Source organism: Proteiniclasticum aestuarii (assembly GCF_017368455.1).
Classification (GTDB): domain Bacteria; phylum Bacillota; class Clostridia; order Clostridiales; family Clostridiaceae; genus Proteiniclasticum; species Proteiniclasticum aestuarii.
This window is the reverse complement of the sequence record NZ_JAFNJU010000001.1, coordinates 139,150-163,125: the sequence shown is the minus strand read 5'-3', so window position 1 is coordinate 163,125 and position 23,976 is coordinate 139,150. Positions and strand designations below refer to the sequence as shown.

The 23,976-nt window shown below is 44.7% G+C and carries 20 protein-coding genes, 1 tRNA gene, 1 pseudogene and 1 riboswitch; of the genes and pseudogenes, 19 read left to right on the top strand and 3 right to left on the bottom strand.

Annotated features, from left to right (window positions below):
* Positions 1 to 5: 5 nt before the first annotated feature.
* From J3A84_RS00795 to J3A84_RS15370, 15 genes and pseudogenes are all read left to right on the top strand, one after another.
* Positions 6 to 2,513 carry an ABC transporter permease subunit gene (locus tag J3A84_RS00795; RefSeq protein WP_207598094.1) on the top strand — a complete coding sequence of 836 codons (2,508 nt, stop codon included), beginning with the start codon at positions 6 to 8 and terminating at the stop codon, positions 2,511 to 2,513.
* Between the two features lie 6 nt (positions 2,514 to 2,519).
* Positions 2,520 to 3,476, top strand: coding sequence for an ABC transporter ATP-binding protein (locus J3A84_RS00790; RefSeq protein ID WP_207598093.1), 957 nt, complete (start codon positions 2,520 to 2,522; stop codon positions 3,474 to 3,476).
* A gap of 20 nt (positions 3,477 to 3,496) precedes the next feature.
* Positions 3,497 to 4,435: an ABC transporter permease subunit gene (locus J3A84_RS00785; protein WP_207598092.1), complete on the top strand. Its 939-nt coding sequence runs from the start codon at positions 3,497 to 3,499 to the stop codon at positions 4,433 to 4,435.
* A gap of 40 nt (positions 4,436 to 4,475) precedes the next feature.
* A complete protein-coding gene (locus J3A84_RS00780) occupies positions 4,476 to 5,468 on the top strand; it encodes an ABC transporter ATP-binding protein (protein WP_207598091.1) in 993 nt (330 codons plus the stop codon).
* Positions 5,469 to 5,606: 138 nt separating this feature from the next.
* Positions 5,607 to 5,682: transfer RNA gene (locus tag J3A84_RS00775), tRNA-Met, on the top strand.
* A 283-nt stretch (positions 5,683 to 5,965) separates the two neighbouring features.
* Positions 5,966 to 6,976: a PstS family phosphate ABC transporter substrate-binding protein gene (locus J3A84_RS00770; protein WP_207598090.1), complete on the top strand. Its 1,011-nt coding sequence runs from the start codon at positions 5,966 to 5,968 to the stop codon at positions 6,974 to 6,976.
* An 88-nt stretch (positions 6,977 to 7,064) separates the two neighbouring features.
* A complete protein-coding gene (gene pstC, locus J3A84_RS00765; RefSeq protein ID WP_207598089.1) occupies positions 7,065 to 7,988 on the top strand; it encodes a phosphate ABC transporter permease subunit PstC in 924 nt (307 codons plus the stop codon).
* Positions 7,988 to 8,920 carry a phosphate ABC transporter permease PstA gene (gene pstA, locus J3A84_RS00760; RefSeq protein WP_207598088.1) on the top strand — a complete coding sequence of 311 codons (933 nt, stop codon included), beginning with the start codon at positions 7,988 to 7,990 and terminating at the stop codon, positions 8,918 to 8,920. The genes pstC and pstA overlap by 1 nt, the downstream gene beginning before the upstream one ends.
* Positions 8,921 to 8,935: 15 nt before the next feature.
* A complete protein-coding gene (gene pstB / locus J3A84_RS00755) occupies positions 8,936 to 9,709 on the top strand; it encodes a phosphate ABC transporter ATP-binding protein PstB (protein WP_207598087.1) in 774 nt (257 codons plus the stop codon).
* A 13-nt stretch (positions 9,710 to 9,722) separates the two neighbouring features.
* A complete protein-coding gene (phoU, locus tag J3A84_RS00750) occupies positions 9,723 to 10,376 on the top strand; it encodes a phosphate signaling complex protein PhoU (RefSeq protein ID WP_207598086.1) in 654 nt (217 codons plus the stop codon).
* Positions 10,377 to 10,465: 89 nt separating this feature from the next.
* On the top strand, positions 10,466 to 10,627 hold the full coding sequence (rd, locus tag J3A84_RS00745) for a rubredoxin (protein ID WP_207598085.1): 162 nt from the start codon (positions 10,466 to 10,468) through the stop codon (positions 10,625 to 10,627).
* 190 nt (positions 10,628 to 10,817) lie between these two features.
* Positions 10,818 to 11,207 carry an FMN-binding protein gene (locus tag J3A84_RS00740; RefSeq protein WP_207598084.1) on the top strand — a complete coding sequence of 130 codons (390 nt, stop codon included), beginning with the start codon at positions 10,818 to 10,820 and terminating at the stop codon, positions 11,205 to 11,207.
* A gap of 17 nt (positions 11,208 to 11,224) precedes the next feature.
* The gene (locus tag J3A84_RS00735; protein ID WP_207598083.1) at positions 11,225 to 11,458 is read left to right on the top strand and encodes a flavodoxin family protein; all 234 of its coding nucleotides are present in this window, start codon (positions 11,225 to 11,227) and stop codon (positions 11,456 to 11,458) included.
* 236 nt (positions 11,459 to 11,694) lie between these two features.
* Positions 11,695 to 11,862, top strand: a pseudogene (locus J3A84_RS15495) (helix-turn-helix domain-containing protein); the annotation flags it as partial.
* Positions 11,863 to 12,058: 196 nt separating this feature from the next.
* Positions 12,059 to 12,184, top strand: a complete 126-nt coding sequence (locus tag J3A84_RS15370) for a hypothetical protein (RefSeq protein ID WP_281069601.1) — start codon at positions 12,059 to 12,061, stop codon at positions 12,182 to 12,184.
* 42 nt (positions 12,185 to 12,226) lie between these two features.
* Here the strand turns inward: J3A84_RS15370 and J3A84_RS00725 are convergent, their stop codons facing one another.
* Positions 12,227 to 13,486: a CapA family protein gene (locus tag J3A84_RS00725; RefSeq protein ID WP_207598082.1), complete on the bottom strand. Its 1,260-nt coding sequence runs from the start codon at positions 13,484 to 13,486 to the stop codon at positions 12,227 to 12,229.
* A 283-nt stretch (positions 13,487 to 13,769) separates the two neighbouring features.
* Between J3A84_RS00725 and J3A84_RS00720 the strand changes: the two genes are divergently transcribed.
* From J3A84_RS00720 to J3A84_RS00710, 3 genes are all read left to right on the top strand, one after another.
* Positions 13,770 to 16,769 carry a PAS domain S-box protein gene (locus J3A84_RS00720; RefSeq protein ID WP_207598081.1) on the top strand — a complete coding sequence of 1,000 codons (3,000 nt, stop codon included), beginning with the start codon at positions 13,770 to 13,772 and terminating at the stop codon, positions 16,767 to 16,769.
* A 116-nt stretch (positions 16,770 to 16,885) separates the two neighbouring features.
* Complete coding sequence (gene der / locus J3A84_RS00715) at positions 16,886 to 18,202, top strand: ribosome biogenesis GTPase Der (protein ID WP_207598080.1); 1,317 nt, start codon at positions 16,886 to 16,888, stop codon at positions 18,200 to 18,202.
* 242 nt (positions 18,203 to 18,444) lie between these two features.
* Positions 18,445 to 19,974 carry an SH3 domain-containing protein gene (locus J3A84_RS00710; protein ID WP_207598079.1) on the top strand — a complete coding sequence of 510 codons (1,530 nt, stop codon included), beginning with the start codon at positions 18,445 to 18,447 and terminating at the stop codon, positions 19,972 to 19,974.
* 221 nt (positions 19,975 to 20,195) lie between these two features.
* Here J3A84_RS00710 and J3A84_RS00705 read toward each other — a convergent pair whose 3' ends face one another.
* Both J3A84_RS00705 and J3A84_RS00700 read right to left on the bottom strand, forming a co-directional pair.
* Entirely contained in the window at positions 20,196 to 20,735 is a 540-nt protein-coding gene (locus J3A84_RS00705; RefSeq protein WP_207598078.1) for a hypothetical protein, read from the bottom strand.
* A complete protein-coding gene (locus tag J3A84_RS00700) occupies positions 20,716 to 21,108 on the bottom strand; it encodes a DUF4430 domain-containing protein (protein ID WP_207598077.1) in 393 nt (130 codons plus the stop codon). Before J3A84_RS00700 ends, J3A84_RS00705 begins: the two co-directional genes overlap by 20 nt.
* Before the next feature lie 173 nt (positions 21,109 to 21,281).
* Positions 21,282 to 21,468, bottom strand: a riboswitch (cobalamin riboswitch).
* A gap of 189 nt (positions 21,469 to 21,657) precedes the next feature.
* On the opposite strand from J3A84_RS00700, the gene helD reads away from it, so the two are divergent.
* Positions 21,658 to 23,922, top strand: a complete 2,265-nt coding sequence (helD, locus tag J3A84_RS00695) for an RNA polymerase recycling motor HelD (protein WP_207598076.1) — start codon at positions 21,658 to 21,660, stop codon at positions 23,920 to 23,922.
* Positions 23,923 to 23,976: the final 54 nt, after the last annotated feature.

The following is a 23,976-nucleotide window of genomic DNA, read 5'->3' as shown; positions in this document are numbered from 1 at the left end:
CATATATGAAGAAAATAAATTATCCGCTTCTCATTGGGGGGGTAGTGCTCCTAGTACTTCTGTTTCTCTCCTATTTTCCTGAACTGTTCACTTCCAGAGATCCCATTCACGAGGAACCACCCAGATATATAGAATATCAGCAGGATGGGGAAATGGTGGAGGAGCTCTCTGTGAATCCCATGAGACCCAACAACATCAATCTTATGGGAACAGATGACGCAGGAAGAGACATCTATGCAAGGCTTGTATATGGAACGAGAAATACGCTGCGGCTGGGTTTTCTCATTGCACTCTTCCGGATGATTTTAGCATTGCCTTTGGGGGTTCTGGCAGGTATGGGAAACAGAGCTGTCAGTGCGGTGATCAAATTCTTCAGCACATTCTTCAGTGCAGTTCCGATGCTCATCTTCAGTTTTGTTCTGCTCAACTTCAACTACTTCTATAGAATGCAGATCGAGAAATCCATCTTCGCATTTGCCATAGTGTTAACCATTGTGGGCTGGTCAAAGCTTGCTGGAATGCTGGAGGATGCTACCAAGAAGATCATGGAGGAGGACTTCATTGAAGGAGAGATCGCCATCGGGAAGACGAAGCTTCAGATTGTGCTGCAGAATGTGGTGCCTCATGTGATTCCAACAGGTGTCAGTCTATTCTTCAAGGAAATGGCCATGGCGCTGTTTCTAGTGGCGCAGCTGGCGGTTCTGTATGTCTTTGTCGGTTCCACCAGAGAAGTCGGCGCCATGGCCTTCAGAGCAAACTATCGTATGGGGCTTGAACCGGAGTGGGGTGGAATGCTCTCGAGAATCACAACGGATGTCATGAGGTTCGAGGAAGTCTGGTGGGTGTCCTTTTTCCCGGTACTGTTTTTTGCCGTGGCGATCATGGGCATCAATCTTCTGGGGGAAGGGCTCAGAATGGAGTTCCAGAAAAGAGACTCCAGAGTCATCAGCATCATCAGAAAAACCTTTGCGATGCTGTCGCCTAGACTGTTTTATCTGCAGCTGAGGGAGTTTCCTAAATACTACAGACCGATTATTCTAAAGACAGGTACAGCAGTCCTGATTCTTGTATACATCTTTGTGCCGAGATATTCAAGTGAGATCCCTTTTCAGACGGAAAAGGCGCTGGAACAGCTGCATGTTCTGACAGATTCATCTTTTGAGGGAAGAGTCAGTGGAACGGAAGGCGGGTATGAAGCGGGCAATCATATCATCGATACCATGCAGTCCTACGGATATGACGTGAAAACCCTGGACATCAGTTACTATCTTGAGCAGGATGAGACCGTGGATAATCTGAAAATCATGGCACCCATGGTGGTGAAGGAAGGAGAAATCAGAATTACAGAAGAGTCTGGAGAAGTAAAGACATTCAGACTTCATGAGGACTTCACCATCTTCTCATTAAGCAGACAGGAGCTCATAGAAGCTGAGGGTCAGGATTTTCATTATAAAGGAACTGCTGCAGATCGATCCCATCTTGCAGATGTTTCCATGGAGACCGAAGTGTTTCCCATAACAGAGAGGTATGTCAGAGAGCTGCTCAGTTCCAACGGATCCCCTTTCAGTGAGAATAATATGAGAGGAATAAATTCTTTTGAATCAGATGAAGTGGAGCGGGAATTCAGACTCCAGTTCATGCTGTTTGACGAATACGAATCCAGAACCAATGCTCATCTGCATAAATCTCATACGATTTTTCCCTTCGAAGAACTCAGAGAACTGCTTGAAAGAGGGTATGCGGAGATGGAGATCTCCTTCAGCTATCCTGAACTTCCTGAATACGAAGGAAGAGTCATTGAAGCATTCCTTCCAGGAAAAGGCCTGTCAGCTGAGAATCCTGGAGAAATCATCGTCATCGGAGCAGGTTATGATGGGGTATACGAAAATGCTGGTTCCTCATCAGTGATTTCAGCAACACCTGGTGCCACAGCACTGGAACTGGCAAGAGAAGTAGCAGCCCTGGAAGTGCCGCTAAGCAGATCTTTATCTTTTGTTTTCTGGGACAATCAGATGGAAGTGAAGAAAATCACCATGGAAGAAGGATCGGAGTACTATCACAGGGAAGCCATGAAGACCATCGATATGGTTGTGACCGGAGGGTACTACTATTATGAAATCGGATATGCAGGCATAGGAAAAGACAAGGAGCTTTCATTGGTCACATTTCCTGCTCAGGGTGGACGAAAACCATCCTATCTCATCGGGACACAGATGGAAAAGCTTCTGAAGGATATGAAAATGCCATACAGAAGATTTCAGAGCATCTACGGAAACACCGCCAGCAGTTCCAGTCTGGGCGTCTTTGATATGGTCACAAGATCTGCTCTGGATATGAGGCTGAACGCCTTCTTCACAGTGGGGATCGGGCAGGCTCATGTCAGTGAAATGTGGACGGAAAAGGATGTGCTATCGAATCTGAACAGGGAGAGACTGGAGAGCATCGGACAGGTGATGCTGGATAATCTCACCATGAATCCCTATCTGATGGAAGATGCGCAGAAGAAGGAGTAATGATGTATGATCGAGGTTAAAAATTTAAAGAAGCATTTCATTGCGAAAAACAGTATGCTGGGGGATGAGAAGGAGCTGGTTCATGCAGTCAATGGAATCGATTTTCAGATTCATCAGGGAAAAACTCTGGGACTGGTCGGCGAATCCGGAAGTGGTAAATCCACCACAGGAAGGCTGGTTCTGAGACTGCTTGAACCTTCCTCGGGGTCCATCTATCTGGATGGCAGAGACATCAGCACCATATCAAACAGGGACTTCCGAAAACTCAGAAAAGAGCTTCAGATGGTTTTTCAGAATCCGTACTCGGCCCTGGACTACAAAATGACCATTGAAGACATTCTTGTTCAGCCCCTTCAGATTCATAAAATCGTCCAGCCTCTGGAATACAGGAAAGAGGTCTACAGACTGCTGGATCTGGTGGGTCTTGATAAGGGATCAGCCAGGAAATTCCCCCATGAATTCAGTGGAGGGCAGAGACAGAGAATCGGGATCGCCAGGGCCTTATCCACGAAACCGCGATTCATCGTCTGTGATGAACCGGTGTCCGCGTTGGATGTGTCCGTACAGTCTCAGATTCTCAATCTGACCATGGATCTTCAGAAGGAATTCGGTCTGTCGTATCTCTTCATTGCCCATGATCTTCATGTGATCAGACATGTGAGTGATGATGTTGCGGTGATGTATCTTGGAAAGATTGTGGAGAACGGAACCGCGGGAAAGATTTTCAAAAGTCCCAGACATCCCTATACGAAAGCGCTACTTGCTGCTGTACCGGGTCAGAAGGAAAGAGTATCAGAAGATAGAAGAAGGCTTCATGGTGAGATACCGAGTGCGATCAGAATGCCCGCAGGTTGCGCATTTCACACGCGATGTCCCTATGCGATGAAAATCTGCAGTGAGGAAATTCCAATACTCAAAAATCATGAAGGGCGAGAGGTGGCATGTCATCTGTACGGAAGATGAATGCTCTATGGAGGTTGAAAATGAATCTGAGAACCAGGAAACTAATAAAAATCATTCTAGGGAATCTGCTGCTTCTCACATCGGTCATTGTAGGCGTACTTCTGATCACCGGTGTACCCATTGATTTTGATATCATCTATGAAAAGGGGAGATACAGACCGAATATGTCCTGGGATATCATCATGGAGGGAATCAGAGAGAACTTCCGGTATGTATTTTCCGGCGAAGTGAAGGATCTGGTCATTCTCGACGGTACCGTAGGGGAACTCTTTGCGGTATCAGCCAGACGTAGTGGAATCGTTCTTCTGTTTGGTATTCTGCTTGCGGTGATTCTAGGAATTCCCAAGGGGATTCTGGACAGCAGAAAGAGAGATCGTATCGGAACATTCAAGATGCTTCAGTCTCTGGTGCCGTTGTCGGTGCCGGATATTCTGACCATAGGTCTTATTCAGATGCTTGCATTATATCTTTTTAAAAGCGGGATCACCTTTTTCGGCATCGGTCCCATTGAATTCAAGGGCGACCAGTACTGGTATAGTGCCATCTATCCCATCATCTCCATTTCCATACTCCCTGCAGCGTATATTGCGAGAACCACCGCCACAGCCATTGAGGAAGGGTTTTCAAAGCCCTACATTCTGGCTGCGCGTGGGAAAGGCTGTTCCAGGTTTCGGATCATCAGAAACCATCTGATGAAAAGTGTGGTTTATGAGGTGCTTTCAGTTTTCCCGACGATCCTTGCGCTGATGTTTTCCAGTCTGATCATTGTGGAAAGACTCTTTTATTACAGAGGAATCGGATACCATATGATTGATTTCTATACATCCACCAGAATCGATGCCTTCGCAGGCAGTATGGCTTTCAGTTATTTCATGACCATCATGGCAGTGGTGTATTTCTTCATTCTGCTGATGTTCAACGTGCTGAAGGATGTGGTGATTCCTCAGGTCAAATCATGATGGAAATGGTGCAGATTAAAAAGTACAGGAGGGATAAGTCATGTCACTACTACGTGTCAGCAATATAAAAACATACTTTTATCTGGATGGGCTGGAACTTCCTGCTGTAGATGATGTAAGTTTCACCTTGGAAGAGAACAGGACTCTGGCGGTGATCGGGGAGTCAGGCAGCGGGAAAAGCGTGCTTGTCCTTAGCATCATGAAGCTGGTGGATTATCCTGGGAAGATCATAGAAGGCGAAGCCATCTATGATGGGAATGTTAAAGGGGATCTGCTGATGATGAAAGAGAAACAGATGCAGAAAATCAGAGGAAATGAGATCGCCATGATCTATCAGGACCCCATGTCCACCTTGAATCCGCTGATTCCAGTGGGAAAGCAGATAGAGGAAGCACTATACATCCATAAGAGAGGAAAAAAGCAGGAGATTAAAGTGAGAGCGATGCAGCTGATGACGGAAGTCGGAATTCCTGATGCGGAAAAAAGATACTATGATCTTCCCAAACAGTTCAGCGGAGGAATGCGTCAGAGAATCATGATTGCCATGGCCATTGCCTGCAAGCCCAGAATACTGATCGCCGATGAACCGACTACAGCACTTGATGTGACCATTCAGGCGGAAATTCTGGATCTCCTGAAGAAGCTGCAGGATGAGAACCAGATGTCCATCATTCTGAATACCCATGATCTGGGAGTGGTGGAAGATATGGCCCATGATGTCTGCGTGATGTATTGCGGAAAGATCATGGAAAAAGCACCCAAGGAAGAGCTCTTCAGCCATCCGATGAATCCTTATACCATAGGTCTCATAGACTGCATGCCTGGTAGAGGAGAAACAAAGGAAAGACTTAATGTCATTGAAGGTTATGTGCCCCATCCTTCGGATTTTCCCAAAGGATGCCGTTTTTCCAATCGATGTCCTTATGCTGTCGGAAAGTGTTATGAAGAAGTTCCTGACCTGGTGGAAATCACACCAGAACATTATGTGAGATGCTTTCTGGTAGAGGAGGGCATTCCGCTCATAAAGAAATGATTTGTGAGGCAGTACAAGTCTGCCTTTTTCTTTCTCTTCTTTCTTCTTTCTTGAGACTTGTGAATATCAGTTTGACATTTACATGTTTATCCTTTAAAATAGAATATGTGCTTAAGAAAGACAGTAAGCAGAGAATATCGCGGGGTGGAGCAGTTGGCAGCTCGTCGGGCTCATAACCCGAAGGTCGTAGGTTCAAGTCCTACCCCCGCTACCATTAAGAAAGAACCATGAAACAGGAAACTGATTCATGGTTCTTTTTTTTTTCGGTCGGGCAGATCACCCCAGTAAATAATTCATCATTGCCTTCACTTGAACCGAAAGCGTTTACCTGCTCTCTGTTCAATGAAATCCGCCTATGGAAGGGATTATAAGCAGCTACGGCATTTAACACGGACATAACATGTTGACAATCTCGGCAAAACAATCAGTGTCTATAATTCAATTTGTAGGGCACGGATGTGTCTCTCAGAATAGGTCAAAATTTAGGAGGATATGAAATGCGTAAGAAAATATTAGGTCTGGTATCATCAGTGGCAGTGGTTGCCATGCTGGCAGCATGCGGCACTACACCAGCGGAGGAAACACCATCAGATAATGGAGGAGAGCCATCCACGGAAGCACCCGCGGAAGAGCTGGAGGGAACAGTCATCGTAGATGGTTCAGGAACAGTCTATCCTCTGATGGCACATATTGCTGAAAACTACATGAGCAATGTAGAGCCAGGCGTAAGCGTGCAGGTAGGAAGAGCTGGATCCAGTGCAGGCCTTAAGAAGTTTATCGCGGGAGAACTGGACTTTGCGGATGCATCCAGAAAGATCAAGGATACAGAAGTGGAAGAACTGGAAGCTGCCGGAAAAGTCATGGGCGAAAACATCATGGAAATCGAACTGGCCTATGATGGTCTGACCATGGTCATCAACAAAGAGAATACATGGGCTACCGAAATGACCCAGCAGGAAATCATCGACATGTATCTGTCAGGAAAGTTCAAGGATGATGATAAGGTGCTCTGGTCTGACATTCGTGCAGAATGGCCAAGTGAAGAAATCAAGTTCTATGGTCCAAATGAAAATCACGGAACCTACGAATTCTTCTATGAAGTGATACTTGATGAGCAGGACATGGTGTCAACAGCCAATCTGCAACAGGAATACTCCACACTGGTGGATCTGGTATCTAAGGATGTGAATGCCATTGCGTTCTTCGGATATGGCTACTATGCTTCCAATACAGACAAGCTGACCGCTGTGAAGGTGGACTTCGGAAACGGTGCTGTGGAACCAACCCTGGATACCATCGGATCAGATCTGGATTATGCGGGATTCACAAGACTTGTATATACTTACCTGGATCTTGATAAAGCCAAAGAATCACCACAGATTCTGGATTACGCGAAGTTTGTGGTGTCAGAGGAAGGAGCCCGGAAGCTCGCTGGAGAAAACGGCTTTGCTCCACTTCCAGCAGAGAAGCATGCTGAATACAAGACCATTCTTGAAGGTCTGAAATAAGCGTAGAACAGACACTTAAATCAGGAAAGATGAGAGAGCATTCTCTCATCTTATCCGTGCGTATGGAGAAATCATAAAGGAGAAGTCTATGGAAAATCAGACTAAAATAAGAGAGATGATTCAGAAAAGAGTAAAAGAAAAGAAACGGTACATGGATAAGATTGTTCCGTTATTTCTTCTGTTTATGGCTCTGATTTCTGTGTTTACTACATTCGGAATCGTTCTGACACTGATCACCGATGCATTCCGATTCTTTGCAGCAGTCCCATTGTCTGAGGTGCTGAGCACGGATCTGGCACCCCTTAACAAGGATCCGCGGTTCGGATTCATTCCTCTTTTCATCGGAACCATCACCACATCGCTCATCGCCATGCTGGTAGCGGTTCCCATCGGGCTTGCGGCTGCCATCTATCTGAGTCAGTTTGCTTCACAGAGAGTACGCAGACTGGTGAAACCCATGCTGGAGGTCCTGGCAGGAATTCCTACCATCGTATACGGTTTTTTTGCCTACTCTTTTGTGACCCCCATGCTGATGAATCTGATTCCAGGACTTGAATCAAAGAATGCCTTGAGTCCAGGTCTTGTCATGGGAATCATGATCATCCCGATGGTGGCATCCTTATCCGAAGATGCCATGAACTCCGTACCAGAAATCATGAAGGAAGGTGCCTTCGGACTTGGCTCCACGAAACTTGAAGTGGCTTTCAAAGTGGTGATTCCTGCAGCAATCTCAGGAATCCTCGCATCCATAGTTCTTGGTATTTCTAGAGCCATAGGAGAGACCATGATTGTGACCATTGCAAGCGGAAGCTCCAAAGCCTTCACCCTTGATATCACACAGTCCATGCAGACCATGACAGGATATATTGTAGAGTTCACCAGTGGAGATGCGGCCAGCGGAACCACAGGATATTACAGTCTCTATGCGGTAGGGCTTCTGCTTTTCCTGTTCACCATGGTCATGAATCAGCTGGCACATTACATTTCTAAAAAATATAGGGAGGCATACTGATGGCAGATAATAAAGTGAAAACAGAAAAAACAGATCAGGTGTCTTTAATAAAGAAAAAAACATTTAAAGCAGACAGCAGGCAGATTGAAAGAAGAGTGAAACTCAGCGGATTTCTGAGAAGCGTATTTGGAGTGTCCATAGCCATGACACTGCTTGTACTGGTATTTCTGCTGGTGGATATCGTAAGAGACAGCGTCGGATGGCTTGATTGGGATTTTCTTACAGGGAATCTTTCCATTTTTCCGGAAAAGGCTGGAATCTTCGGTGCCATTATGGGAACGGTCTATATGATGCTCATCGTCATACCTGTTACCTTTATTCTAGGCGTATCCACAGCCATCTACCTTGAAGAATATGCAAAACCAGGAAAACTCAAAGATTTCATTAATATCAATCTCAGTAACCTTGCCAGTGTGCCTTCCGTGATCTTCGGACTGCTTGGTCTGGCGCTTTTCTCCAGACTCATGGGTCTTGGTGGGAGCATTCTTGCAGGGGGGCTCACCATGTCCCTTCTGGTACTGCCGATTGTAGTCGTGGCCGCCCAGGAAGCACTGAAAGCCGTTCCTGGATTTTTAAGAGAAGCCTCCTATGGCCTTGGTGCAGATAAGTGGACCACAGTCAGCAGAGTTGTTCTTCCGGTAGCACTGCCGGGCATGCTTACGGGCTTCATACTGGGCGTTTCAAGAGCCATAGGAGAAACAGCTCCTCTGGTTGTTCTTGGTATCCCGACACTGATCATGAAAATCCCCCAGAGTGTTATGGATGATTTCACCACGATGCCGATTCAGATCTATTACTGGACACTGGATACTGTGCTTACACCGGAGTATGCGAATCTTGCTGCAGCAACCATTGTGGTGCTGCTGGTGGTTCTATTCCTGATGAACTCAGTGGCGATTTTCATTAGAAACAAGTTTGAAAAGAAATTTTAGCGAGAGGAGTATACTATGACAACCATTGAAAACAAGGAAGCTGTTTTTCAGGTCAGAGATCTGGATCTCTGGTATGGAGACAATCAGGCGTTAAAGAAAATCAATTTCGATATTTACAAGAATGAGGTTACAGCCATCATAGGACCTTCCGGATGCGGTAAGTCCACCTTCATTAAGACCCTCAACAGAATGGTGGAAAATATTCCCATTGTGCGTACAGAAGGAAAGATTCTCTATCACGGAAATGACATTTTTTCCAGCGATCTTCGTGTGGAGGAATTAAGAACCCAGGTGGGGATGGTTTTCCAGAAGCCCAATCCCTTCCCGAAATCCATACTGGAGAATGTGCTTTATGCACCGAAGATTCACGGGCTGAAAGACAAGAATCTCCTCATGGAAATTGCGGAAACCAGTCTGAAGAGCGCTGCGCTATGGGACGAAGTCAAAGACAGGCTGAACGATAATGCCTATGGACTCTCCGGTGGGCAGCAGCAGCGTTTATGTATCGCCAGAGCCCTGGCGGTCCAGCCGGATGTGATTCTCATGGATGAACCCACCTCAGCTCTGGATCCCATTGCCACGGCAAAAATTGAAGAGCTGATGGAGAGCCTTAAAAATGAGTACACCATCGCCATCGTGACCCATTCCATGCAGCAGGCTGCTAGAATCTCAGACAGAACCGCATTTTTCCTTATGGGAGAAATGATTGAATACGGAGATACGAAGAACCTGTTCACGAACCCGAGGGATAAACGGACAGAAGACTATATAACCGGTAGATTCGGCTAAAAGGAGAAGAGAAATGACGTTAAACAGTATTGAAACAACCATAAGTCATATGAACAATAACCTTCTGAGAATGGGTTTTCTTGTGGAAACGCAGATCAAAAGATCCATCAGAGCTCTGGTGGAGAAAGACATCAAACTGGCTGATCTGGTACTAAAAGAAGACATACAGATCAACAATCTCATGAGAGACATTGAGGATGAAGCGATCAGGCTCATCGCTACACAGGGACCTGTGGCTTCCGATCTCAGAAATATCTTCACCATCATCAAAATCGTCACGGACCTGGAACGCATGGGCGATCACGCCAAGGACATAGCGGACATCACGAAAATCAGACGAGAGACTGATACGGATCTCATCAATGAGGAACTGATTCAGATTTCAGATCTCGTCATGGAATTCATCGGGAAGTCACTGGACAGTTTTGTGGCTAAAGATAAGGATACAGCGCTGGAACTGACCAAGCTGGATGATAAAATCGATGAGCTGACCTATGAAGCGGAGCAGAAAATGTTTGAGAAAGCAAACAACAATCCGGAGCTTCTCAAGCTTGCAGGGGATCTGCAGTTTGTCCTGAAGTACCTGGAAAGAAATGGTGATCATGCGACAAATATCTGCGAATGGACGATCTATATCGTCACAGGTAAATTCAAAGAACTGAATTAATGCTTAAATACCGGATATGAAGTTGAAGTCATTCCCCCTGCAGTCTATAATCTAGGTATCTTAGCAATAGATCCTATGGAGGTAGAAAAATGGAAAGGTATATCTGTGTCATCTGTGGTTACATTTATGATCCTGAGCTCGGAGATCCTGACAGTGGTGTTCATCCAGGAACCGCTTTCAAAGACCTTCCCGAAGGCTGGCTGTGTCCACTATGTGGGGCATACACGGATGAGTTCGTTCTAGCAGAATAAGATGGAAACCCGCTGCAGAGTAAATAGCAGCGGGTTTGCTGTTGAAAAGGGTAATCATCGAAAGAATGGTTGTTATTTTTTTGTTAAAGATATTGTTTATTCGCGAAAAAGTCACTTCTTCTTGAAAATAATCATTGATAATAGAACTGTTATGTGGTCAATCAATTTGATTCTGGAAGAAGGGATGATATTGAGAAAAAACAAATGGTTCAGGATTGTAGTCATAGTCATTGTGATTGTCGCTACGGGTAGTGTTCTGATCTACAGTACGTTATCAGATAATCTGGAGAAACTCACAAATGAACCGATTCATGATGTGGAACTATCCGAGATTCCTGATGGCAGCTATGTGGGTGAATATAGTGTTTTCCCTGTACATGTCAAAGTGGAAGTATTGATGAAGGACCACGAGATCAGCGACATTGTTATTCTGGAACATGACCATGGGAAGGGTGCAGATGCAGAGGCCATTACGGACACCATCCTGGAACAGCAGTCATTAGATGTCGATGCAGTTTCCGGAGCAACCTACAGCAGCCTTGTGATCATCAAAGCCGTTGAAGATGCTCTGATTCATTAAGCAAGGGGGTAGGGGGAATGAAAACAGCCATGATCATCCATTCTCTGACAGGAAATACTCTATCGGTGGCAGAAAGACTTAAAGAAAGCTTCCTTGGAAAGGGCATGGAAACGGACCTTATAAAGATCGAACCCATGGGTGGAGAAGACAGGAATGAGACCGATCCGGGTGAAATCAGATTTCAAGCCTATGAAAATCTGGACGACTATGATTATGTGATAGTAGGGTGTCCAGTGGGGGCTTCTCCATGAGTCCTGTGCTGAAATCCTATCTCAGTCACTCAGAAGAAATGAAAAAGACAAAATCCTCATTTTTGTGACACACTTCTTTCCATTCTCTTTTATATAAAACCCGAAAGAATACCCCCGCTTCTTAAGTGGGGGTATTCTTTCGCCAAATATTTCTGAATAAATAGAATTATTAATTAAAAAGCGATATAATAGTACTATAATATTTAAAGAGAGTAGCGATGATATGCTGAAACACAAAGCTTTTCAAGTTCAGAATATATCCAAATAATGAGCAGAAGATTTTATTAGCAAAACCATCGGCTCTCAAAAAAATTGGTGATGTGTCGTGGGCAAAGTTTAAAGACCAAATGGGCTACAAGGCAGACTGGTATGGCAAAACGCCCTACTTGCGATACGCATCATGATAGGGACTTAAATGCCAGTATCAACATAAAAAAGAGGCTCTACGAATAGTAGCCTCAAGAACCGCAGGAACTGCGGAGATAGCCTAATAAATTAGGAGCCGTTAGGCTCCCATCCTTAGGAATCTCCCTCTTCAATAATGATTTGATATCATTTAAGGGGGAGTAGTTCAAGGGAGGGAAAAGCGCCATCAGTCAGGTGAAAAAGGAAGTAGAGAATAAGGGTGGCTCTGTTCTGGACTGTGCAATCATTGACTGGAAAAATCCGGCTCGTGAAAAGCAGATTGAAAAGCTGATCATGAAGTGGAGCAGCACTGTGAAATAAGGAAGAGATCCATACAGTACTGACGCACGGTATGGATCTCTTCTATTCATGATTTAGGTCCAGTTGTTTTACCGTTGTGCTGTCTATGGCACGCAGTGTATTCATCAGGGATTCAGTGAGGCTCTCCTCGTCTGCACTGTACCTGGTGGCTGTTGACGAAGGATCAACATCAATCGGAAGGATTTCATATCTGAAATATTCACCGTATTCCGTTCGGCTGACCCAGGTTGGAATGAACTCTGCGCTTCGGATACCAATGATATGATCTGAGTCCCTCTTCAGAATCACTCTGGAAATGACTCCGTCTTCTGTGCCGGTCATATTAAGAATTTCGTTCCTCTGATTGGAGAGAAAGTTCCCCATGGAATAGATGACGAGTCCCTCATGAGCGCTCACGTTTGAAGTGAGAAACTCCATCTCCTGAACCATATGGGGATGAGAACCCAGGATCAGTCCTACTCCTTCGTCTATAAGCATCTGAGCCAGAGTTTTCTGATAGGCATTGGCGCTCTTTTCATACTCATTCCCCCAATGAAGAGACAGGATGATGAATTCGGCACCATTCTCCTTCATTGCATCAATTACAGGTTTCAGGGTATGAAATGCATTGTCAGCTTTTATGAGATCCATATAGTTGACGTGTTTTTCCATCCCATTAGACTGGATGTTGTTGATGACCACAGAATTTCCATGTACGTAAGCTGTGCTGAAAGCGGCAAAGCCGATGTTCATGCCTTTGATCTGTTTCATGAGATATTTGTCTGCACCTAGGTCCCTGTGTGTTCCGAAATACTGAAGATTTCTTTCCTCCAGCTCGGCTATGGTGCTCAGGATGCCATCCATTCCTGTGTCCATGGAATGATTATTGGCTGTACCGATGAGATCGAATCCGGCATCATCAAGAGCATCCAGGAGAGCATCCGGTGAATTGAATCGCGGATAGGTGGCGATGGCCTTATGCTCGTTTATGGTCGTTTCAAGATTTGCGATGGACAGGTCATCGGATGTGAAGATCTCCTTCACTTGGGCAAAATTTTCGGTGAAGTCATATGTATCGGGCCCCACTTGCTGAGACAGCCACTGGGATTCATGAACCATTATGTCGCCCACAGCGTTTATGCACACCTCATCTTCTTCCGTCGCATAGGGATTGATAGGAAGGGATGTGGTAACAATCGGATCAATCACATTCCTTATTACAGGTTCGGTTCGCAGTTCCTCAGAGGGATTTCCCGTACATCCGCTAAATAGGATGGGAAGAAGAATTGGAATCAAGATTGCATAGTGTCTGAATTTCATCATTCTGTTAAATTCCTTGCTCATTATTTGATTTAAGAATAACGTTTACACAGTCTATTATAGCTGATTTTCAATAAATAGAGAATATGAATCTGCCACCGCTCTGTTGTTACATGGGTATCGCCGCCCCATAATGATTTCTTTATAACTTTGATTAGCAAAGTATCAAAAACTGCTGTAGTTCAAAGTGAGAATCATATATAATGAAAAGATATGAGCGGTAATAGAAATGACCTGTGAATAGAATCAACTGCATTCTGACAGGAACGAGCACGAGGGGGTTACCATGAATGAGAAACTGACTCTTTGGAAAAATGATCTACTGGACCTGATGAACACTTCATCGGATCTGATCCAGATTGTTGATCAGGATGGAATAATTCATTATGCTAATGATATATGGAATACTGCGCTGGGCTATGGGGGAGCGGAAGTGCTTTTCACGATGATTTCAGACTATCTGATATGTGAGGATCCGGAATTGTTTCCAGCTTCAGGGATTCTTTCAGTCGGGAAGCATCTTTTTCAGGCAGATCTGAGGAAGAGAAACGGCGAAAGTTTAAAAGTGGAGGGTCTCATCCGTCCTTTGAAGGAAACCAGGTCAGATGCAGAAGTCCTGTACATGTGCATATGGAAGGTGTTAAAGCATCCGCAGATTACAGAAAAAGAGAAACCATCGGGTAGTATTCATCCGAATATAATTCAGGATGACAAAGATGAAGCAGTACAGAAGGTGCGCGTCGGAAATCTTTCTGAACAGGAGAAGCTTGCAGGAATCATTGAAGCGACTCAGGCGGGAACCTGGGAATGGGATGTGGAGAAAGATGAGATCAGATACAATGAGCGCTGGGCTGAGATTACCGGACATAGTCTTTCTGAACTTATGCCGATCACACATGATACATGGAGAAAACTGGTGCATCCCGAGGATCTGGTGAAGTCAAATCAGGAAATCGAATCCATTTTCTACAAAAAGAAAGAGTATTATTCACTGGAGTGCAGAATGAAGCACAAAGCAGGTCATTGGGTGTGGGTTCTTGATAAAGGCAAGGTTGTGTCCTGGTCAGAAGATGGCAGGCCTCTTCTGATGTTCGGTACACACATAGATATTACTGAGAGCAAGCAGCTTGAATTAGAGGTGAAGAAGAGCGAGGATGAATACCGGTTTCTTGTGGACAGCAGCTATGATATCATCTATCGCCTGCAGCTTGACGGTACATTTTCATTTCTTTCAAAAGCATGGGAAAATCAGCTTGGCTACAAAGTGGAGGATACGCTGGGAACCCCACTGAAACCATATGTACATCCGGAAGACCTTCTTCGTATCTACGATTTCTTCAGTCAAATCAATGAGTCTGGAGAAAAAATGGAGACGAGAGACTACCGTCTGCTTCACAAAAATGGCACCTATCACTGGTTTATGACAACTGCTGTAGCCATAAGAAGCAGCGAAGATGAAATCATTGGTTTTACTGGCACTGCAAAGGATATAACGGATGTGAAAGAAGCCCTTATTGAGCTTATGAATCAGAAAGAAGAGCTGGAAAGCTTTTTCACTGTGAATATGGACTTCTTCTGCATAGCTGATTCAGAGGGGAACTTCCGAAAATTGAATGATGCATGGAGTAGGAATTTTCATTATAAGACAACGGAGCTCATAGGTAAAAATGCGTTGGAATTTGTTCATCCTGAAGATGTTGATGGGGTGAAAGAGTGGATTCGCAGTCTAAATGGTATCAAGAAAGAAGCCTCATTTCTCGCAAGACTAAGAAAATCAGATGGAAGGTACCGGATGCTGGAATGGAAAGCGCATATCAGCGGAAAACTGATTTATGCCGCTGCAAGAGATGTCACGGATAACAAGGCACTGGAAAGCAGCCTGTTTCTTGAAAAAGAACTGTTCAGGACCACTCTTCTCTCTGTGGAAGATGGTGTCATTGCTACTGATAATACTGGTAGAATCACGATTATGAATCAGGCGGCTGAGATGATGACAGGGTGGCAGATAAAAGCAGTGCAAGGGAAGCCTATAGAAGAGATTTTCAGGGTGTTTCAGGAAAACAGCAATGCGCTGGTTTATACAAGGATTCCGGAAATCATCCGGAAGGGAAAGAGGATCGGGTTTTCGGAAATGATTCTTTCCTCAAAAGACGGGAAAGAAATTCCCATTGAAAACAGCGCTTCAGCCATTAAAGACCATGAAGGCAGAACAACGGGGCTTGTGATTGTATTCAGAGACATGACTGCAAAGAAGGAGAGGCAGAAAGAGATTGAATTTCTGAGTTTTCATGATCAGCTGACAGGTTTGTATAACAGAAGGTATATCGAAGAAGCGCTCAGACGACTGGGAAGAGTGGGTGATCTACCCTTAAGCATCATCGTTATGGATATCAACGGTCTGAAACTGGCCAATGACGCATTTGGTCATGATTTAGGTGATTTACTGCTGAAAAAAGCATCCAGAATCATGAAAAATAGAATCAGACAGGATGATCTGCTTGCGCGGATCGGTGGGGATGAATTCTTGCTTCTTCTTCCAAGGACTGATGCTGCTGAAGCTGATAGAATCAGACAAAGAATACAAGAGGAAGCGAATCATGCATCAGTGGGCCCCATCAGGATATCCATTGCGGCAGGTGCAGCAACAAAAACTTCTCTGTCCCAGAACATATCAGAGGTCCAGAAAGTCGCTGACAATAATATGTATCGGGATAAACTGGTTCACGGCAGACTTATGAAAAACAGAATCATAAAAACGATTATTGAAAGTATCAATCGAAAGTTTCCTGATGAGAAAATTCATCTGAAAGGCGTTGCCGAGTATTGCGCAGGAATCGGAAGTGCCATGGGACTCAATGTTTCTGAAGTTGAACGTCTGAGGCTGGCGGGAAGCCTGCATGATCTTGGCAAGATATCCGTACCGAAGGAGATTCTGCTCAAACCGGATCAGCTTACCTTCGAAGAACGTGAGGTTGTAAAGAAACATGCTGAAACCAGTTATCAGATTCTCAAATCGGTTGAGGAATATATGAGCATCGCAGAAGATGTGCTGTATCACCATGAAAGAGTGGATGGTCAGGGGTATCCTGAAGGACTGAAAGGAAATGAGATTCCCCTTCATTCAAGAATCATAACGGTGGCGGACGCTTACGAAGCCATGACCAGTGATCGACCTTATCATATGAAGAAATCTAAAGAAGAAGCAATCATTGAACTTAGAAGGTGTGCGGGATCACAGTTTGATCCGGACATTGTAGAGATATTCATCGAGAAGGTACTGTCTTAGTTCGTCCTCAGTATGTGAAGAAATTGCGGGGAAGGTTTTGTTTGACACTGGTTCATACTTAGGGTAATATGATTAGATGTAAAGAAATGCAAACGTGAAAAGTAGAGGTGAAGCAAATGGCAAAACCAATCGTAGCAATAGTTGGAAGACCTAATGTGGGAAAGTCAACTTTGTTCAATAAACTGGCAGGTCACAGAATTGCCATAGTTGATGATACACCCGGTGTAACAAGAGATCGAATCTATGCAGATGCCGACTGGCTGCAATATGAGTTTAAATTGATTGATACAGGTGGAATAGAACCAAAATCAGATGATATCATTCTGGCGCAGATGAAAAGACAGGCTCAGGTTGCAATAGATACCGCAGATGTGATCATATTCCTGGTGGATGGAAAACAGGGTCTGACAGATTCAGACAATGAAGTGGCTACCATGCTGAGAGTAAGCAACAAGCCGATTGTGCTGGCTGTAAATAAAGTGGATAACATGAAGGATGAGGCCAATGCCTACGAGTTCTATAATCTGGGTATCGGTGATCCTATAGCCATTTCCTCAGGTCAGGGATTAGGCCTTGGAGATCTTCTGGATGAAGTGGTGAAGCACTTCAAGGATTATGAAACAGAAGAAGAGGACGAGTATATCAGAGTCGCATTTGTGGGCAGGCCGAATGTAGGCAAATCTTCATTGATCAACAAACTGCTAGGGGAAGAGAGGTCCATCGTCACAGACATCGCCGGAACCACGAGAGATGCCATCGACAGTATGCTCGAAACAGAGGAAGGCAAGTTCATTCTAGTGGATACTGCCGGGCTGAGACGAAAGTCAAAAGTCAAGGAAGAAATTGAACGATATTCCGTGGTGAGAACCCTTGCAGCCATTGAACGATCCGATGTGGTCGTTCTGATGGTGGATGCTCAGGAAGGCATCGCAGACCAGGATGAAAAGATTATAGGGTATGCACATGACATGCGTAAAGCCATCATGGTCATCGTCAACAAATGGGATCTCATCGAGAAGGATGACAAGACCATGAACAAATACCTGGATGAGCTGAAGCTGAGTCTGAAGTTCATGCAGTATGCACCCTATCTCTTCATATCAGCGCTCACCGGACAGAGAACCCATAAGGTGCTGAGTATGATCAAAGGATGTTATGACAACTACAACAAGAAAATCGGAACGGGTGTCCTGAATGATGTGATCGGAAAAGCGCTGCTTCAGAAAGAGCCACCGATGATCGGCACCAAGAGACTGAAAGTGTACTACGGTACCCAGACAGGGGTGAAACCTCCGACTTTCGTCTTTTTCATCAATGACACCACAGCTATGCACTTCTCCTATTCAAGATATATCGAGAATCAGCTGAGAGATGCATTTGACTTCACGGGTACGGGTATAAAGATCGAGTATCGTGAAAGAAAGAAAGACTGATGAACTAAAACCAATCAACCTCCGGAGTCAGGAACATTCCTGATTCCGGAGGTTTTTTATCATGCAATGCATATTATGCATAAATACTGAAAGTGGAGGGGGTTCTTTTTCAAGTGAGAATGTTGAAATGTTACGGAATATTAACGATGTTGTGTTTTGTTTGATACTTGTGAGTGTTGTGTGAATTGTATAATTAATGTATAAAATACGACGGGTATTTTGAAGACAAGGAGGGAAAAGAAATGAAAAGCGCTTTCAGAAAAGTCGCAGTCTTACTTGTTGTTTTCGTTTTTTCCTCACTAACTGGTGTACATATGTTTAATCTGACAGGAAGAGATATAAATAAAGATCGTTATATTGAGGTGTTCGCTGAAGATGATATCAGGGTTACAACGGCAGATTTGAATCTGAGAAGCGGACCTGGAACGCAGTACAGCGTCATAGCCGTGATGCCTAAAGGAACCAGTGTGACGGTATTAAGCGTTTCAGGCAGCTGGGCTAAAGTCATCTATGGAAGCAAGGAAGGATATGCGCACACAGCGTACATGACTCAAGTGAGCACACAGATCATGGTGACCACAGCGAATCTGAACATGAGAACGGGACCTTCCACTAGCTACAGTGTCATCCGCGTCATTCCAAATGGAGCAGAGGTGAAGGTGCTGAGCACAAGCAATGGATGGGCAAGGGTCGTATATGGAGGCAGTGAAGGATATTCGTCCTTAAGCTATCTGAAGCTGAAAAGTACGCTGCCATCCACAGGAGAAACCATTATGGTAACTACTGCAAATCTGAATATGAGAACAGGACCTTCCACCAGCTACAGCGTGATTCGCGTGATTCCTCTTGGCGCAGAAGTGAAAGTACTCAGTAGCAGTAACGGATGGGCAAGAGTCCTATATGGCGGTAGTGAAGGATATTCGTCCTTAAGCTATCTGAGGCTGCCAGTAACATCCACCGACATTCGCGTCACCACGGAGGAGCTGAATCTGAGAAGTGGTCCTTCTGTAAGCTACAGTATCATTGCGGTGATGCCAAAGGGAGCAAAGGTCACAGTACTTAGTGTTTCCGGCAGCTGGGCCAAAGTGAACTATCAGGGAAAGATCGGCTATGCACATACCGGATACCTGGTGAAAGAGGGCACCTACGCATCCTCCACAGTGATCACCAAAGGGCTGGTCAATGCATCCACAAAACAGATTGCACTGACATTTGATGCCGGGTGGGAGTTTGAAACGACACTGCCACTGCTCGATATGCTTGATCAGCATGGGGTCAAAGCCACCTTCTTCCTGCGTGCTTTGTGGGTAAAGGATCATCCTGATCTGGCGAAAGAAATACTGAAGAGAGGTCACAGCATCCAGAACCATTCCCTTACACATCCTCATATGAGAGAGATGACAGAAGCGGAAATCAGAAAAGAATTCACCGATTCCACAGCCATATTCAAAAACGTTCTGGGTATCACACCTGCACTATTCAGACCTCCGTTTGGGGAATATAACGATACAGTGCTGAAAGTGGCAGGAGAACAGGGATACAAATATACCGTCATGTGGTCCATAGACACCATTGACTGGGCAACAACATATAACGGTGTAAACATCGATGCCAAATACATAACAGATAAGGTGCTGGATCGGGCAACAGACAAAGATATCGTGCTGATGCACATTGCCTATATGAAGACCGTCGACGCACTGCCAAGAATGATACAGACACTGAAAGACCGAGGATACACTTTCAAGACAGTTCCTCAGATGGTGCCATAACTGAAAAAATACTGAAAAACAGTGAAAATCCCGAAGAAATTCGGGGTTTTCTTTCTGAATGCTGTGCTAAAATTACCATAAGAAAGAGAAAGCAAAGCGCTGGAACGCTCTTCATGATGTGATGTAAGCCATCCATAGACACTTCTCTCTTTATACACATATAAGGAAAGCACCGGGAAACCATACATTTCCCGGTGCTTTTCCTATATGCATCTCTTTTCTTAATTTGTCACACGCAGATTGTGTTCATATTTGTCTCGAAGCCTTGTGAGCAGATGATACATGGGATTGAATAAAAACAGCACAATAACGAAATTCGATGCTCCATGAATCAGATCAAACGGAATTCCGCGGACCCAGTAGACAATTCCGTAGGGTATGCCGTAGAAAAAGGATTCGATTACAGCGAAGAACAGTCCGAAGCCTAATCCGAAAATCATTCCAAGAATGGCGTAAGGCCATTCAGAATGGGTGCCTTTCTGAAGAAGGACTGCGAGAAAACTCAGCAGCGGCCAGATCAGATAGTAGGCAAGAAGCCAGGTCTGTACACCATAAAAGAAGATTTCCGTGGTGGAAAAGATCAGTGCCACGAGGAAAGTTTTCCTGAATCCGAAGACAGAGGCATAGACCATGAATAAGAGTGTGACGATTTCAACGTTGGGGATGAATACCAGTGCCATTTTGCCTGCTGTCAATGAAGCACTGAGAAGGGGTATGAGCACGATGTCCCATACGGTGAAATTAGAATCCCGTAACTTCAAAAGTGTATTCGTCCTTATCATTTACTGGTATTTCTTTGATGCCGACCATGGCATCTTCCCCATTGATCTTGATGCTGAAGAATTCTTTGCTCATATCAGCAGTATAGCCTTTCAGCCCCATTAACATCGGACCATATTGCGTTTCTTCTGTTACCACCTGAAGTTCATCATTGTGTTCAATCAGCAGTCCTTCAAGGAACAGTTCATCAGATCGGAATGTCTCGCTGTAGTCTATGTTTTCGCTTTCTACAATGATATTGATGGTAACTTCCTTCGAGCCTTCCTCACCTTTTGGTGTCAGTGAACGGTAGACCAGAAATCCCCCAACAGCCAGAAGCAGCACCACCAGGACAGCAGTAATTTTCTTGTTCATTTTTTCCTCCTTGTTGTACAATTCGTACAGATGATTTTAAGAAACAATCCAAGAATGGTTACGAAGAGAAAAGGTGTACAAGGGGAAAGTAAAAGCACCCATTTCTGGGTGCTGCAATAGACTATTGAAGAAAATCTTCAAATCCATTTTGACACCTCATGACCCGTGAGGAGATTCTCAAAATCATATAGGCAGGTCTTCCGGCTTGACTATGTAAAAGAGTTTTCCTTCCCAGAAAAAGATTTCCAGTGGATCTTTGAACTCTTAAGAGTCTTACGGCGGCGGGACCGCACAGGCTTTTACCTGTTTCCCTCTTCGTGCCAAGATGCTGTCTTGGCAACCTATAGTATTCAATCTCTTAAATTGTATTCTTATACCTTTATTATAACAGATTAAATCCCGTAGTCCATAGTGTAAACGTATAGATTTTTGTGAGGGTCCGGTAAATATTTGTCTTAAAGCAATATTCTTGTGATGTAGGAGCGACAGGTTACATGTGGTATACTGATTTCTGAGAAAAGGTACAGAAAATGGAAGCCAGGTGAAGATATGTCGATCAGAGAACATGAAGACTATGACAAGGAAATAGAGCGACTGGAAGAGACGAAAGAATATATACGCAGAATCATCTCCCTGGTGGTGGAGAAGAGACTGAAATACAGGAAGGATATGCGCGAGGCATTTTCAGAACTCGACGATATGGACAACAGCCTCAGTTATGCCAGCATTCTGCTGAACGCGAAACTACTGGATAGTCTGGAACAGAATTTCGGCATGCTGAAGAAATCAAAGGATCACCCTTATTTTGCCCGTATGGATATCAGACAGTCCGACAAGGACAGAGATGAACAGCTCTATATAGGGAAAATATCGCTTTTTGATGAATCCATGGACACTCCGCTGGTTGTGGACTGGAGAGCACCCATAGCGAGTGTGTACTATGATGGAAGACTCGGGAAAGCGAGATATAAATCCTATGGAGAGGAATATGAGATCGACCTGTTCCGAAAAAGACAATACACCATTGAAAATGGGGAGCTGAAGCATTTTGTGGATGTGGACATTTCCATGTCGGATACCTTTCTGCAGGCTACCCTTGAAAATCATGCCAGTGATAAGCTGAAGGATATTGTCTCCACCATACAGTCCGAGCAGAATGACATCATCCGGGCCGACATCCATAAACCGCTCATTGTGCAGGGGGTGGCGGGAAGCGGAAAAACCACAATCGCACTTCATCGGATCGCCTATCTGATTTATACCTATTCCGACTCCTTTCAGCCCGAGGATTTCATCATCATCGCCCCCAACAACCTTTTTCTGGACTATATCTCCAGTGTTCTGCCGGAACTGGGTGCAGAGGATGTGAGACAGACCACATTCCCGGATTTCATGCTGGATGTGATCGGTGAAAGATATCCGTTGTCTGATCAGAACAGCAAGCTCAGACTTCTTCTGAAAAAAGAATCCCTGGAGGAGTATGACAGAGGACTGATCATTCGAGCATCTGCCTTCAAGAACAGCATGCTGATGAGAAAGATTCTGGAAGCGTACTGCGGGGACATCGAAGAGCACTTCATCCCTCCTGTGGATTTTGAAGTGAACGGGGAAGTGATCTTTACGAGAGCCTATCTGGAGGAGATGTTCAGGGAAAGTTATGCTTATCTGCCTTTCTATAAGAGAATCGACCAGCTCGAAAGCTATCTGGATCATCACGTGAAAGAGGCGGTAGATGAGATGGTGGCAAAAACAAGGCGAATCTATGACCGGAGAATGGATCGAGTGAGAAAATCCGACATGGATTCTGAAGACAGGAAGACAAAACTGAAGGCGGCCATCATGGATCGGGACGAAAAGATAAAAATGCTCCAGAGGAGCAGAAAAAAGGCGGTCAAGGACTATATCAAAAGAATCGACAGAAAGGATGCACTGTTCTTCTACAACAGGCTCATGACGGATGCGGACCTTCTGGAGCGCTACACGGATGACAAAGAGGTGATCAGATTCATTGTTGAGGATCGGATCAAAAGAATCCCTGCAAAGGAACTGGAACTGGAGGATCTGGCACCGATGGCCTATCTTCACAATAAACTCTACGGCATCGATAAGTCTGCAAGAGTGAAGTATGCCGTCATCGATGAGGCACAGGATTTCAGCGACTTTCAGTTTTTTGTGCTGAGAGAAATTCTAAACACGGACAGATTCACGATTCTGGGCGATCTTTCCCAGGGGATTCATATGTATCGCGCAGTGAAAGACTGGTCCTACCTCCAGGAATCCGTTTTTGAGGAGGAAGTGAACTACCTCACATTGCTTCAGAGTTATCGAACCACCATAGAAATCATGAATGAAGCAAACGGTGTTCTGAAAAAAGCACCGATCAGGGATCTCTCTCTGGCGAATCCTGTGGTTCGACATGGTAAAAAACCGCAGATCAGAAAGCATAAGGATGAGAGTAGTCTTGTGAAGGGAATTCTTGAAACCATCGACAAGTGGATGCAGGAAGAATATACAACCATAGCCATCATCACCAAATCAGAAGACGATGCCGGAGCCATTCATGGAGCGCTTACGAAGGGTAGTGGTTATGCCATAGGGCTCATAGAAGAGAAGGCTGCTCATTTTGAGGAAAGAATTGTGGTGCTGCCTGCATATCTTGCGAAAGGACTGGAATTTGATGCAGTCATCACTACCAATCTCCATGATGCCTTCGAAATCAGTGCACTGGATGCGAAGCTTCTTTATGTGGCGATGACACGAGCCATGCATAGATTGTCCCTGCAGTTCATATCCGGAAAAAACAGTTATTTCTGATAGAACACAGAACAGATGTCAATTCAGGACATAAGAAAAAGGTGTCAGATTCGT